This is a genomic window from Mycobacterium sp. NGS61 (genome assembly GCF_059812325.1).
The window spans coordinates 116,098-129,248 of sequence record NZ_JCALCL010000013.1 but is presented as its reverse complement, the minus strand read 5'-3'; the positions used below and the strand labels follow the sequence as shown (position 1 = coordinate 129,248).

At 63.8% G+C, this 13,151-nt stretch carries 12 protein-coding genes, 4 tRNA genes and 2 pseudogenes; 7 read left to right on the top strand and 11 right to left on the bottom strand.

Annotated elements, in window-relative coordinates; all coding sequences use genetic code 11:
- A partial coding sequence (locus tag AC5Y3Z_RS22490; RefSeq protein ID WP_500001854.1) for a carboxylate-amine ligase occupies positions 1-811 on the top strand: 811 nt, incomplete at its 5' end.
- Between the two features lie 19 nt (positions 812-830).
- Here AC5Y3Z_RS22490 and AC5Y3Z_RS22485 read toward each other — a convergent pair.
- The 6 genes from AC5Y3Z_RS22485 to AC5Y3Z_RS22460 form a co-directional block, all read right to left on the bottom strand.
- Positions 831-1,598, bottom strand: coding sequence for a sulfite exporter TauE/SafE family protein (locus AC5Y3Z_RS22485; protein WP_473140081.1), 768 nt, complete (start codon positions 1,596-1,598; stop codon positions 831-833).
- 114 nt (positions 1,599-1,712) lie between these two features.
- Positions 1,713-2,579, bottom strand: a complete 867-nt coding sequence (locus AC5Y3Z_RS22480; protein WP_473140019.1) for a hypothetical protein — start codon at positions 2,577-2,579, stop codon at positions 1,713-1,715.
- 119 nt (positions 2,580-2,698) lie between these two features.
- Positions 2,699-3,004 (bottom strand): hypothetical protein, encoded by a 306-nt coding sequence (locus AC5Y3Z_RS22475; protein WP_463826861.1) that lies wholly within the window; start codon positions 3,002-3,004, stop codon positions 2,699-2,701.
- Between the two features lie 2 nt (positions 3,005-3,006).
- Positions 3,007-3,300 carry a putative quinol monooxygenase gene (locus AC5Y3Z_RS22470; protein WP_463826862.1) on the bottom strand — a complete coding sequence of 98 codons (294 nt, stop codon included), beginning with the start codon at positions 3,298-3,300 and terminating at the stop codon, positions 3,007-3,009.
- Positions 3,301-3,412: 112 nt separating this feature from the next.
- Complete coding sequence (locus AC5Y3Z_RS22465) at positions 3,413-3,805, bottom strand: DUF805 domain-containing protein (RefSeq protein WP_473140020.1); 393 nt, start codon at positions 3,803-3,805, stop codon at positions 3,413-3,415.
- Between the two features lie 31 nt (positions 3,806-3,836).
- Positions 3,837-3,908 (bottom strand) — tRNA-Val (locus AC5Y3Z_RS22460).
- 169 nt (positions 3,909-4,077) lie between these two features.
- Between AC5Y3Z_RS22460 and AC5Y3Z_RS22455 the strand changes: the two genes are divergently transcribed.
- The 6 genes and pseudogenes from AC5Y3Z_RS22455 to AC5Y3Z_RS22430 all read left to right on the top strand — a co-directional run bounded on the left by AC5Y3Z_RS22455 (position 4,078) and on the right by AC5Y3Z_RS22430 (position 6,143).
- A tRNA-Gly gene (locus tag AC5Y3Z_RS22455) sits at positions 4,078-4,150 on the top strand.
- Positions 4,151-4,177: 27 nt separating this feature from the next.
- Positions 4,178-4,248: transfer RNA gene (locus AC5Y3Z_RS22450), tRNA-Cys, on the top strand.
- 16 nt (positions 4,249-4,264) lie between these two features.
- Positions 4,265-4,339 (top strand) — tRNA-Val (locus tag AC5Y3Z_RS22445).
- 126 nt (positions 4,340-4,465) lie between these two features.
- On the top strand, positions 4,466-4,741 hold the full coding sequence (locus AC5Y3Z_RS22440) for a type II toxin-antitoxin system TacA family antitoxin (protein ID WP_473140021.1): 276 nt from the start codon (positions 4,466-4,468) through the stop codon (positions 4,739-4,741).
- A pseudogene (locus AC5Y3Z_RS22435) lies at positions 4,738-5,220 on the top strand (GNAT family N-acetyltransferase); the annotation flags it as partial. The gene AC5Y3Z_RS22440 and the pseudogene AC5Y3Z_RS22435, both read left to right, overlap by 4 nt.
- A 338-nt stretch (positions 5,221-5,558) precedes the next feature.
- Entirely contained in the window at positions 5,559-6,143 is a 585-nt protein-coding gene (locus tag AC5Y3Z_RS22430) for a hypothetical protein (protein WP_473140022.1), read from the top strand.
- Between the two features lie 50 nt (positions 6,144-6,193).
- Here the strand turns inward: AC5Y3Z_RS22430 and AC5Y3Z_RS22425 are convergent.
- From AC5Y3Z_RS22425 to AC5Y3Z_RS22405, 5 genes and pseudogenes are all read right to left on the bottom strand, one after another.
- Positions 6,194-6,624 (bottom strand): annotated as a pseudogene (locus tag AC5Y3Z_RS22425) (ATP-binding protein); the annotation flags it as partial.
- Positions 6,625-7,370: 746 nt separating this feature from the next.
- Entirely contained in the window at positions 7,371-8,273 is a 903-nt protein-coding gene (locus tag AC5Y3Z_RS22420; RefSeq protein ID WP_473140023.1) for a hypothetical protein, read from the bottom strand.
- Positions 8,274-9,377: a hypothetical protein gene (locus tag AC5Y3Z_RS22415; protein WP_473140024.1), complete on the bottom strand. Its 1,104-nt coding sequence runs from the start codon at positions 9,375-9,377 to the stop codon at positions 8,274-8,276.
- 214 nt (positions 9,378-9,591) lie between these two features.
- Positions 9,592-12,132: a S8 family peptidase gene (locus AC5Y3Z_RS22410; protein WP_473140025.1), complete on the bottom strand. Its 2,541-nt coding sequence runs from the start codon at positions 12,130-12,132 to the stop codon at positions 9,592-9,594.
- Positions 12,125-13,090, bottom strand: coding sequence for an AAA family ATPase (locus tag AC5Y3Z_RS22405; RefSeq protein WP_473140082.1), 966 nt, complete (start codon positions 13,088-13,090; stop codon positions 12,125-12,127). The genes AC5Y3Z_RS22410 and AC5Y3Z_RS22405 overlap by 8 nt, the downstream gene beginning before the upstream one ends.
- Positions 13,091-13,151: the final 61 nt, after the last annotated feature.

Sequence of the window (13,151 nt, the reverse complement as noted above, 5' to 3'; positions counted from 1 at the left end):
GCACGAGTTCCCGGTCACCGACACCCCGCGGTACAAGCAGATCGGTGAGCGGTTCGGGATGGTCGCACACGAGCAGGGCATCTGCGGCGCTCATGTGCATGTCGAGGTTCCCGATCGGGCGGCCGCCGTCCACGCGAGCAATTGGCTGCGGCCGTGGTTGCCGACACTGCTTGCGCTGTCAGCGAATTCGGCGGTGTACCGCAGTTGTGACACCGGCTATGCGAGCTGGCGCAGCGTGCTGTGGCGGCGTTGGCCGGTGGCGGGCGCTCCGCCGTATTTCGCCTCGCCCGACGAGTACGACCGCACCGTGCAGATGCTGGTCGACACCGGGGTGTTGCTGGATCAGGGCATGGTCTATTGGGACGTGCGCCCGTCCGCGGTGTTCCCGACGGTCGAGGTGCGGGTCGCCGACGTGCCGGCGACGGTTGACGAGACGGTGTTGCTGGCCACCCTGATCAGGGCCGCGGTGATCACCGCCGTCTACGAAGCGCCGGCAGGTGCCGACCGGCTGCCCCCGGCGGTCTTGCGCGCCGCGTACTGGCAGGCCGCGCACGATGGACTGGCCGGCAACACGCTGGATCTGATCAGCGGCCGCGGCTCGGTACCGGCCCGCGAGCAGCTTTCCGCGCTGGTGCAGCGGGTACGCCCGGCGCTGGACGCACTCGGCGAGTACGCCCGGGTGGTCGAGGAAGTCGACCGAGTTGCCACGCAGGGCAACGGGGCGATGCGTCAGTTGCGGGCGTGGCGCGAGCGCGGCGAGGTGATGGACGTCATCGAAGCGGCTGCCGCGGCCACACTGTCGGCTCACTGACTGGGCTCACTGACTCGGCTCACAGGGAAAGCAGTCGGTACAACCCGATCAATCCCACCACAACGATGGTGGCGCGCAATGCATTCGGCGACAACCGTCGGCCGTACCGGGCACCGACCAGCCCGCCGATCGACGAGCCCACTGCGATCACACCTGCCGCCGGCCAGCTGATGCGATCCCACGCCACCAACGTATAGCCAACGGCGGCAACAACATTCACCACCAGCGTGAGCAGGTTCTTGGCGGCGTTCATGCGCTGGACGGACTCCGGCAGCAATGCACCCATCATCCCGACCAACAGAATGCCCTGCGCGGCAGTGAAATACCCGCCGTAGACGCCGACCGCGAAGGTCCCCGCCACAAGTGCGACCATCCGGGCGGAGGTGATCCGCTCGACCGAGCGGCCCTCCTGTTCGGCCCGCCGCCGCGCCCAGGATTGCAACCACGGCCCGAGCACCACCAGCACCAGAGCCAGCACCAGCAGCGCCGGCACGATCCGGGTGAACACCTGCTCGGGCAGATGCAGCAGCAGGTAGGCGCCCAGCACCCCGCCGGCCAGCGAAGCCGGAATCTGCCAGCGCAACCGATCCCACTGACCGCGTAACTCGGCGCGGTAACCCCAGGTGCTGGACACTCCCCCGGCCACCAGACCGACCGCGTTGGACATGGTGGCCGTGACCGGCGGATAGCCGAGGGCAACCAACGTCGGAAACGTGATCAGGGTGCCCGAGCCGACGAGCGCGTTGATCGCACCGGCCCCGAGTCCAGCCAGCCCGATCAGGAGCAGGTGGTGAACCGACACCCCGAGAACCCCGAAAGTCTAGTGACGACAACGAAATTCAGCGGGCGCCCGGGGGTTACCCGAGCACCCGCTGATCCGGTCTGACGGCGTAGCCCTGTGCTAGGAACCTAGGTAGGGAACGCCGGGCAGGTTGGGGATGTTGTGCCAGTTGGGCAGCGGGCCGCCCTGCTGGAACAGCTGCACCGCAGCGTCCTGCCCGTTCGCGTTGGCAACCCAGTCGCGGATGGTGAAGAACAGATCGGTGCTGGCCCGGGTCGCCAGTTGCGCGGCGACGTCGTACTCATTGAGGTTGGTGCCCGGGACGGGCGTACCACCGCGCGGGGTGTGCGGGCCGTCCTTGTTCAGCAGCGTGTGGCACTCCTGGAATCCCGGCGGCGGTCCGCCTGCAGGGCAACCCTCGAGGGGGAACTGCTGCGCGAAGTCGATGCTGTAGTAACCGGTGTGCAGGTCGGCCGGGAAGTCGGCCGGGTTGCAGACGGGGAAGATCGGCGGGGCGAGCCGGTCCAGCTGGCCGATGGCGATGTTGTCGTCGACCCAGTTGGAGTGGGAGTAGAAGTCCTGCAGGGTGTGCAGCAGGGCACCGAACGCGGCGCGGGCACCGGGCCCGTCAGCCTCGACGTTGCCGTTGAGCACCGATCCGCTCAGGACGATCGGCGAGAAGGTGTCCCAGGCGACTCGCGCCCGATTGCAGATGTCGGTGGGGTTGATCGAGTTGTCCAGGTGCCGGAACTCGTCGGTGGCGAAGGCATCGCTGCCCAGCGCGCCGCCGCCCGGCGGCGGCCCCACCAGGATCTGGTTGACCGCCAGCTGGCTGACCTGGTCAGCGGGAAGCGCGTTGCGCGTGATCGTCTCGTGGTACTTGACGTAGAACGCCTGAGCCGTCGGCGCGCCGAAGGATACGACGGCTGCGACGGCCGCCAGTATCGCGACGAGGACGCCCAACGGGTGCCTGCGGGTTAGCGTCATGAGAACTCCGTACTGGTAGGGACAGCTAATTGGGACCTAGAAGAACTCGGTGTCGTGCGCTTTCGTAGACGTTTCCTCATGAACCTTACGAAATCAATAAAGACCCGTCGATATCAGCATCAACGCATGCTTTCCGCGAGGTAGGGAAGCGTCGTAGTCCGGTAGGTCTCCACGGTGTCCGCGAGCAGTTCGGCGAACTTGGCCTGCAGGGTTGCCGTCGCGTCTCCAACCGGCTTGTCGCAGAAGCGGCACCGGGCCGCGAACCGGGCGTGCTCGTCCTCACCGGGCCAGAATCGGCGTGGCCCCACCGTGGCTCCCGGGTCGTACTGAACGGCTTGATGCGCGCTCTCGCGCAGGATCCTTCCGACCGGATGTTGCTGTGGGCATTCGAGTTTCAGCGTGCCGATGCCTTCGGAGAAGCTCATTGCTAGATGTCGCTGGTGAGATACCGGGTCTTGACCGGGGGCGCGGCCAGCAACGGCGGAAGCTGCGTCAGCTTGCCTTCCCCGGCCCTGAACCGGCGGTAGGCCTCGTCGTGGTCCACCGATTCCCACACCTCGTAGATCAGCCAGTGCGCCTCGTCCTGCTCGTCGACCCACACGTCGGTCTGCAGGTTGCCGTCGAACGCGCGGGTGTCCTGCAGGGCCCGGCCCATCAGTTCTCGCCCGGCCGATACCTGATCGGGCTTGAATCGCAGCTCGAGAATCACCGTGACCGGCATCGTCGTCTCCTGTTCTGCCGCGGCGCGTGCGGTCAGGGGAATGGTACTTCGTGGGCACTGGCCAGCGGTCGCACCGAATGCCTTACCCGGACTCCGGGCGGCGGGGCGGTAGCTATGCCGGCGCGCCGTACTGCTCGTTGGGCAGGCCAGGCGTCGCGGCCAGCGGATCCGGACCGAAGCGATTCGGCCCCTCGGTGCCCCTCGCGACAACCCAGACCAGCAGCGCGATGGCCCCGATGACCGGGATGAGGCTGAGCAGCACCCACCAGCCCGAGGCGTCCACGTCGTGCAGGCGTCGGACACTGACGGCCAGGCTCGGGATCGCGGTGAGGAGGTTGAATATGACCGAGACGATCTGCATGTCCATGCTGGCGTCGACCAGTGTGGACGCGATGCCGCCCAGGACGGTGAAGAGGACCCAGTACCAGAACTCGGACCGGCAGGCGCGACCGCTGAAGGTGACGTACTTGGTGAACCCGGTCGCGACGGCCTGCCCGAAGCCCATCTCATCTCCCCCGGATCGGGATGCGTACTTGTGGTCCCGGCTGGGATCGAACCAGCGACCTTCCGCGTGTGAAGCGGACGCTCTTCCACTGAGCCACGGGACCGGCGCCGAGAGGCGAACGACGTCGAAGATTATCACGATCCGCTGAGGGGACGTGCGACGCGAACCGTCCACCCCCGCATTGGACACGCTCGGTACCAAGGAATTTGTGTGCGCTCGCGCACTGGACTATCGTCGTGCTTCGCACCGAGCGACGATCTCGCTCGTTGCGCGCGGATGTAGCGCAGTTGGTAGCGCATCACCTTGCCAAGGTGAGGGTCGCGGGTTCGAATCCCGTCATCCGCTCGAAGGTGCAAATGGCATCAATCCAGCGGTGGAGTGGCCGAGTGGTGAGGCAACGGCCTGCAAAGCCGTGCACACGGGTTCGATTCCCGTCTCCACCTCCGACTTTTGACTCCAGCGCGATTAGCTCAGCGGGAGAGCGCTTCCCTGACACGGAAGAGGTCACTGGTTCAATCCCAGTATCGCGCACCAGCATTCATGCAGGTTAGAGATATTGTTCGCGACACTTCCTGAAGTTCGTGAACTCCCCGTGAACTCCCTCTGCGCGCCCATGTGCTCACGGTTGACGCGTACGCCTATCAGGCACACAATGGGATCATGGCTACGAAATCCGAGCGTTTCGCTGTGCGCCTGACCCCCGAGCAGGACGCACTGATCCGCCATGCCGCCGAGGTCGAAGGACTTGACCTCACCAGCTTCACCGTGAGAGCCACTGTCGCGCACGCTCGCGACGTCCTCGCAGACCGTCGACACTTCGTCATCGACGACGCCGCATGGACCGAATTCAACGCCCTACTCGACCGGCCCGCCCAGTTCAAGGAAGCGCTGGCGAAGATGTTTGCCAAGCCGTCCATCTTCGAACGGGACGCATGACCGGCTACAGCATCCCCCGACCGATCAGCGACGTTGACGACGCCGCTGCATTCGACAGCGGCGAATCCACCCTCGACGACTACCTCCGTAAACGCGCGCTAGCCAACCACGTCAGCGGCGCATCCCGTTGCTTTGTCACCTGCCGCGACGGCCGCATCGTCGGCTACTACGCACTGTCAACCGGGGCGGTCTCGCATGCTGACTGCACCGGCAAGTTCCGCCGCAACATGCCCGACCCGATACCGGTGATCCTGCTATCGCGCCTCGCCATCGACCGCAAGCACCAAGGCTGCGGGCTGGGCGAGAACCTGCTCCGCGACGCCATCGGACGCAGCGTGCAAGTCGCCGAAGATATCGGCGTCCGTGCCATCCTCGTGCATGCGCTCCACGACCAGGCGCGCAGCTTCTATACCCGCTACCAGTTCGAACCGTCCCCCACCGACCCTCTTCACCTAATGCTGATGGTCAAAGACGCCAGGTTGAGCGTTCCGGCCTTGCAGAAAGATAGGAATACCGCTCGTCGCGACCTAATCGAAATGATGGTCCAAACCGGTGCAGACCGTGACCACCTCGAATCGTTCACCAATGAGCAGTTCCGCCGTCTGATGGCAGTCATGGTGCTCACCCACGCCGACGAGTTGCACAAACTCGCCCCGGACCAGGCCGGCGACGCGCTGACCGCCGCTCGCGAAGCCACCGGATTTACCGATAAGGCACTACGGGCGGTGACGCTCCCCGACGGGAGTGCCGTCTTGATCGACGCCGACAACGAGGACACCGACGAGATCCGCGACGACGTCGCCGAAGAGGGACCTTCATGACGATCTGCTATCACACCACCGATGCGGCCGATGCGATCCTCAGCGGAGGCTTCCGCGATAGCATCGGGTCAATCGTGCCCGGTGAGGGCGTGTTTCTCAGCGAGCACCCGCTGATGGATGCCATGGAAGGCGCAACAGGCGAGCAGCTCCTACGGGTCAAATTCGGTGACGACGTCAACCTCAACATCTACGAACTGCCCGTTGGTGCGCCGCGCCAATGGTTCATGCCGGCTGCGGTGATCAATGAACACGCCACCGTGACACTGCTGAGCGACGCCGAGCGTGACGCGGCGGTAAACGCCAGGCTGTCCGGACTGGCGGCTGTCACCACCACTTGCTACGCCATCGCCGCACTCGACAGCGACGGCAAACCCGTCAAGTACCTCCCGTTTTACGGGGAGGGCTGGGCGCCCGGCACCAGTTACAAGTTGCAGAGCGACCCAGCGATGGCGTGGAGATTCGGTGACAAGCAGGTCGCGGAGGAGACCGCCGCCGTGATGAATGCGACCCACGGCAACAGCCCGGAGCTTCGAGTCATCGAAGTGGACTGCGACGGACCACCCCTCACTTTCGTGCCCTGAAATCTCAAATCCCCACCTGCCCAAACAGGCCACCCCAGACGAAGTGGTTGGAGTCGCGCGCCGCCTCCGTCAGTGGCTGAGCCGACACCTCGACGCGTTGTCGCGGTGGCCAAGGTTTTGGGCATCAGTTCATCGAATCCGCTCGGCTGAAGGTTTGACGAGATCGCCACCGACTTGCGCTCATAGGCTGCATCGACAATGCGATAAAGCCCTTCGGCGGTATCAGTACCGACCGGGAGCAGGCCGACGTCATCAATGACCACGAGCTCGGCGCGCACGATCTTGGCCGCTGCCTTGCCCGAGAGAGTCGTCGGCGCGGTGGGACCGAACGAGCACCCCCGATTTGTTCGAGGGTGAACCACGCCACCGGCATTCCGGCCTCGATCACCCTCTGGCCCAACGCTTCCAGGAAGAACGTCTTACCGGTGCCGGCCGGCCCGCAGACCACCAGATTCTCCCGGCGCCCTACCCATTCCCCGGTCACAGCAACCCGTGCAGCGTTGTCAGCGTCGACGGCGCGCACAATGGCGGCATGGCTCAAGCCGTTGGCCAACGCGACCGTTGGCCTTTCATGCATATCGTCGTTGCGACACCCTGCATCGCGGCTGCAGGCGAACCTTTTCGATGTGCGCATCCATCAGCGCCGAACCAATTATCACGTTGGCGGAGTTGGGGATTGCGACGTCGACAGTCATGAAGAATTGGTTCCCAATCGATGTGCGAACCGATCATTCTGCTGGCCTTAGCGTCTCGGCATCGCCATCGAAGCCAGCTTGAGAAGGCGCAGGGGTGCCTGCGCGGCACTTCGCGGTGGTTCCGTCCACCGTCGTGATAGCGGCGTCCGCGCCACCTCTTGCAAGTACGCCCTGTGGCGCGTCTGCAGCATCAGCCCGAAAGCTACAGCTCGGCAATAGCTTTCACACTGGCCCACGATAAGGACCGCCCGCTCGGTAACGCCATCGCCCAAAGTCGGCGCGGACACCACGGCCAGCCGGAATGGCTTGGTAGGTGGCTGCAGCGGAGGCGTAGAGGTTGCTGTCGGGCCGGCCCGTTACATTGGCAAGGCTTCATGAGTTGCCGTCCATATGCCCATTATTCTGTTATACCCCAACCACTCTCGCCGGAGAACAATGACAACCAGCAGCATCCTCCCCTGTCCTGATTACGGTTCATTGTGCAGGCAACCGCATCGATGAACGCGACTCGCGGTGCCCATGGCGGCGTTTCCTAGTTCGTTGGCCATTGGGTAAAAATCTCACTGAGCCGCCCGATGTCGGCGGCGGTGAGACCGATCAACTGCAACCGGTGTCGGCGTGTCAACTTGATCTTTTCGCGCATCTTCTCGGCGTACACCGGATCCTCGGGCATACCCCACATCTCGACGAACGTACCGTCCTCTAGGAGCCAATCAGCGCGGCGACGGGTGTTCGGGTTCAGCTCCGGGTCGAAGGGATATCGGGGTTCGCGCGTGTGACCGATGCGGTGCCGGTCGAAGAAGTCATCGACCGCTTTCTCTTGCAGTGACGGGCACAAGTGTCCGTCGGTGGCCTTGAGTACGGTGCCGCGCGACACCCGCACACCGTTGTTGGCCAGCCCGGTGCCGATGAGGATGTGTGTCCACGGAAGCTGGCGGCGTGTGATCGCAATGCGGAGAAGCAAGCGACGGTCGATATCGGCCGGCGACACCGGATGCTGGGGGTCTGCGTGGATCGTGGACAGCTGGGACTCGACGAATGCTGCGCCGCCGAATTCGTCGTCGGCCAGAGCGCGGACCGCCAGCGTCGCGCGAGCAATTGCCCGGGTGAGCGTCGCCCCCATGTTCGGGAGACCCTCAACAGCCACAGCAAGGCAGCGGTGACAGTAGGCCAAGGTCTGCTCGCACAAGGGTGCGCGGAAATCGCCAGCCGGCCGTTCGCAGATCCGGCACGTACCGATCGTGTCGAGATAGGTATGGCCGGGAAAGAGCGTGCCGCGATGGGTGGTCAGTCTCTCCAGAAGCGCGGTCGGTTCCGCACCGAGCTTGTGTGCTGGCTGGGCGAAACGAGCCAACTCCGAGGCCTCGAACAGTGTGTCCGGCACCAGGCCCGCCACGGCAGGGTTCAGCGGCCGGAAGTTGGGTCCGGTGATCATCTACTCGTAGGACAAGTCACGCAGGTGACCTCGCCACACGCGTTCACGCAATGTCCATCTAAGGGGTGGTAGTCCAATGCCGTCCACCGGGACGCCCAGGCGGGCTGCGAACGCACACGCGGGCGCGACAAGTCGCTCGTCTTCGACCCACAGCGTCTCGGCTGTCGGGTTGTATTGGGCGAAGGTTGTTCGTGTCGAGGGTCCGTCCGGTTCGGCCCACCGCAGCTTCATGCCGCCGGGGCGCCAGCCCACATGCACGTTAGGCACGGCGCCGGGCTCCCACTCCTGGCTCACGGCTTCACTCCGGGGCTCCCGGGACGCAGCCGCTGGTACGCCCATCTTGAGTAGCCCGTCGAGCACTGCGGGGCGCAGGCGCTCGTCGTCGAGAAACAGATAGCCAAGGGCGACGGAACCAATCGGTGTGTCTCCGGAGTACACGGTCAATGAACTGGGCTGTCCGGACTTTCCTTCGCGAACGGTCACCGAAAGCGGTCCGAGGGGCCGGCTGTGCCCGGGAAATATGCGCAAGCGTTCGAGGACGTGACTCGTGCGCTGGCGCCCTTCGTCGTCAGGGTCCATTCCTCGGGAGACCAAGACACTGTGCACCGCGTACGCCAACTCGGCTGCCGGGGGGAGCGCGAGTTTGGCCTTACTGTACGCGCATGGGAGGTCGTCGGGGTCGTCGAAGTCCAGACCGTAGTAGTCGGCGTCGTCGCGCTCGATGATGACGCTGCAATTGACCTCACCGCCAGACATTTCAGCCAGAAGTGGGATCGCGTTCTCTGGAAGCTTGGACAGGAGCCGACGGTAGACGAAACCCATGTGGCGGTCGTCGATGTCACCTCCCGTTGATCGCGGCCTGGCGATCGACACGGCGCCCGGATCGTGCTCGTTGTCCGGGCGCGGGATAAGCACCACCGGGGCCATAATTAGGGTCTGACCTTCGGGGCCCGCGTTGAACGTGTCCGCTGCGTAGCGCGCGAACCTCAGAGATGCGTCATCCCAGGTCGTGAACGAGAGTCCGTCATCGATCGAATCCCCCACCGGCGGAAGCGTGACCGTGTAGCCGTCCCACTCAATTGCGTAACCCAACGTGGCCTCCATTCGCAGATCCGGACGCGCCCGCACTATACGGATACGCACGGACAGATAGTCCGACGAGTCGTCGAAACACGCAACGACCTGCTCGACCGCGCGGCGAACCTCCGGATCTGACAGGCTGACCCAGGGCGTAGTGCTAGGAAGAATCTGCGGTCCGATTGCTATGCGCCTAAAGCCGGACGCAGTCCACTCTGAGCACGCCATTGCGCCGTCGATGTCACTCGATCGGGACCGCAATCGGAATTCGCAACACGTTGGCGATCGGCGTGTACAGGTCGATACCGCTCTCCGGCGTCCGCAACGACAGGACGAGGGCGTAGCGCACAGCTCGGTTTACACGATCGCGTGCTTTGCTGTACTTCCACCAACCACCGACCGGATACACGGCGAGCTTGCCTGACTGGGAGAGCTCGGCTCCCGATGTCTCCCATACGTCTTGATGCAGTGAGCCGAGGTTTCGCTGATTAGCTCCGACAAGCCACCGAACCTGGCTCGGCGCCCGACGGCCCCCACCGTCCTCCGTACCGGCATCCCGATTGACGCGCTGCACGAAGAGCTCCTCTGACTCCAGAGGGTCCTGCAGCTCGAATCGAAGAGAATGCGACGGATACTTGTACCGCTGCCGCCAACCACGCCGCGACGCGGTCGGCTCGATGAAGTACGACAACGTGACACGCAGATCGACTCTCGTACCACCAAGCCCTTCCAAAACTTCTCTCGGCCAAGGCAACTCGTGTAGCCGAAAGACCGGAACCTTGAAATCATCACCTTCGAAGGGCACGAACTCATCCTGGATGACGAGGGTGACCGCTTGATCAGACGAGTAGAGCACCCCTTGCTCCGAAGGCACGCCCCATCCGTAGCGTCGCAACATCAACTGCTTTTGTTTCAACCCCAACCTGCCGGCGGCATCCAACGCCTGCCGCATCACCGGTGTCCACTCGGCCGCATGAACCAGCAGAGCACGAACGGTCTCGGGCCAATACTCCGGGTAGGTGACCATCGCCAGAGCTGCAAGTCTCGAAGCCTGGGCCGTGGCAGCGCTTGTCGCATTGGCCGACGAAAGCGCTTGGTCATTGACGTGGCCAGTGGTACGCACCGACAACGCTGGATGGCTGGGCTCGAAAAGAGAACTGCCATCACTAAGTACGTTGCCGCCCTCCATGACAATGTCCGGCTTAATGGGCCAGGGCCCCAGTCCGAACAGCAACGAGGTTCGACTGTGGGGTGATAAATCGCCGACGGTGGCAACGGCCTCCCATCCTGCATATGCCGGATCAGTTGGCGCATCGACCATCTCGGTATGCGCGCCGACCGTGAGTACGTTCCATGCCTGCGCGGGATCCTGCACCGGCGACGTATCAGATTCATTGAGGTGGTCGGCGACGAAGCGATCTACATTGCCCGCCGATACCACTATCAGCCGCGCTGCACCATCATCGGGCGGTGCCAGAAGCTGCAGCTCGTCACCATCGCGAACGACGTCCGATCCGACCGCAAGAGCATCGACGGTGGATGACCACAGTGTTGGCTGGCCAGGAATTTCTGGCGTGTCGCCATCGACGGTCACGGGTGAGCAGAACACCCGACGGCGTGCCGATGTGGCCTCAGCGAGCGACACCGCCTGCGCCGTAACATCACCGAACGCAAGCGGTTCGTGCTTGGGCTCTGATCGAGTCGGTTTGATACGAACGGACTCCAACCGGTGGCGTAGGGATATCGTGTCACCACCGATCAGGTACCGATCCAGGTCGTGCCCGAACAGCGCGATGCCTGCCATCGCCGTGCCATGACCTTCCACATCGAATCCACTTGTGCCGACGACGGTTTGGAGATCCTCGGTCGACAGCGACGCTTCCAGCAAGATATGGGTGCGTGCAACACCAGTATCCAGGTGGCACACAGCGGGTTCGTGTGCTTCAGCAGGCTGGAGTCGCTGGGCGAGGTCATCCGAATATTCGGCTTGCTCGCCGGCGGTCAAGTCCTCCACGGTGTCGACAAATTCTGGGCGACGTATCTCGGCTACGGGCACCGCGGACACAGGAAGCGCTTGGAGATCAGCCCACCGTGCTTCCACCCACATCACGTCGCGGTCGATCAGCCGCAGCACTCGCGACGAAATGCCGAGGCCCAAGCTTTCGGCGAGGTTCCGCAGGAGCTGCGGACCGTTGTCGGTGCGGCGCAACCACACTTCCCACCATGTCGATGAACCCTGCGGCGGGTCACCGCTGGATTGCCACAGGTCGCGCAAGAGCGTAGACCGAATGCGCGCGATGTTCGCGACCAACCCGTTATTCTTGGGCTTCCCAGTCTTGGTGTCCTCCAAGTAATCCTCGAAGAGGCCGACGAACTCAGCGCGATACTGATCGGCTACCCATACAGTCGCCCGTTCAGGAAGTCCCTCAGCCGGTTCCGCTGGCAGTACCGACAGCAGGAGCCATTTCGGTCGGCGTGGCGTCTTCCGATGCCGCGAGAATTGTTGAAGCGATTCAACTTTCAATGGGTAGGCAGCATCGCCACCTTCGAGTGTGACAATCGTGCCGAGCGCACGAAGTTCCTCTTCGGTGAGTAACTCCTGACGTGCGGCATCACCGGAAACGAGCGCGGATTCCAGCTCGCTGACCCGGCCACGCCCGTGCTCCGCACGGTCTTCGACTGGTCTGACTCTCGGATTCCCACCACCGGGGCGAAGGAAATCCTCATTGGCTACTCGACCTACGACAAGGAAGTGACTGAGATGGTCGCGGCCATTAGCCAAGGCTCGATGACTTCCGTGCACTCAATGCCCTACGAAGCTCCTCGACACTTACCTGTGAATGACCTTCCAAGATCACGCTTTTCGCAGCCGACTCTGCTGCCCGTACCAGGTCAGCGTGTGAGAGCCCCTCGATGTCGGCTGCAAGCGAAGCCCAGCGAATCCCCTTGGCTAAGGAGCCAAGACGTGATCGCATCACCACGGCGCCCTGTTTGGCGTCGGGCAGCGCATAGTCCAACACCATGTCGAAACGGCGAAACAACGCCCGGTCGAGGATTGCCCGGTGGTTGGTGGCGGCAATGATGATGCCTTCGCTGCTGCTGTTCTCAAGAAACACCAAGAACGAGTTCAAGATTCGCCGCGCTTCGCCGACGTCGTTGCCTGCGCGATCGCCGCCCAGAGCATCGAACTCGTCGAAAAGATACACGGCGCGCTGTTGTTCGGCGGCGTCGAATATCGTCCGGAGTTTCCCAGCGGTCTCACCCATGAACTTGCTCATCAACGACTCCAGCCGGATGGTGAGCAACGGCAGCGCCAGCTCGTGCGCGAGCACAGCCGCCGTCATGGTCTTGCCGGTTCCGGGCGGTCCTTCAAACAACAGCCGATGTGCTGGTTGGAAGCCATGGTCCAGAAGGTTCTTGCGCTGCCGCTGCTCGGTGAGAATCCGTCGCACACGCGCATCCAGGTCAGCCGGCAGCACGAGGTCTTTCAATGTCACCGTCGGGTGTGATGCGACGACCAGGTCGGAGAGATCGCCACGAGGCTGCGCGATCGAAACCACCTTGGTGGGGCGATCGGCGCGCGAGCTCTCGACGGCGGCCTTCAAGTCGGCGGCAAGCTTATGGTGCCCCTGCCGGGCGGCCTGAGCGGCCACCTGCAGAGCAATGGCGTAGAACGCCTGGTCGTCCCCGCTCGCGTGGCTACGCACGAGTGCCTTGAAGTGCTCACCTGAGCCGGCCACGTTCACCTCCCACCACGTGCAGCTACCTGAGTGTAGAGGCGGGGCCCGTCAGGAGACCGCG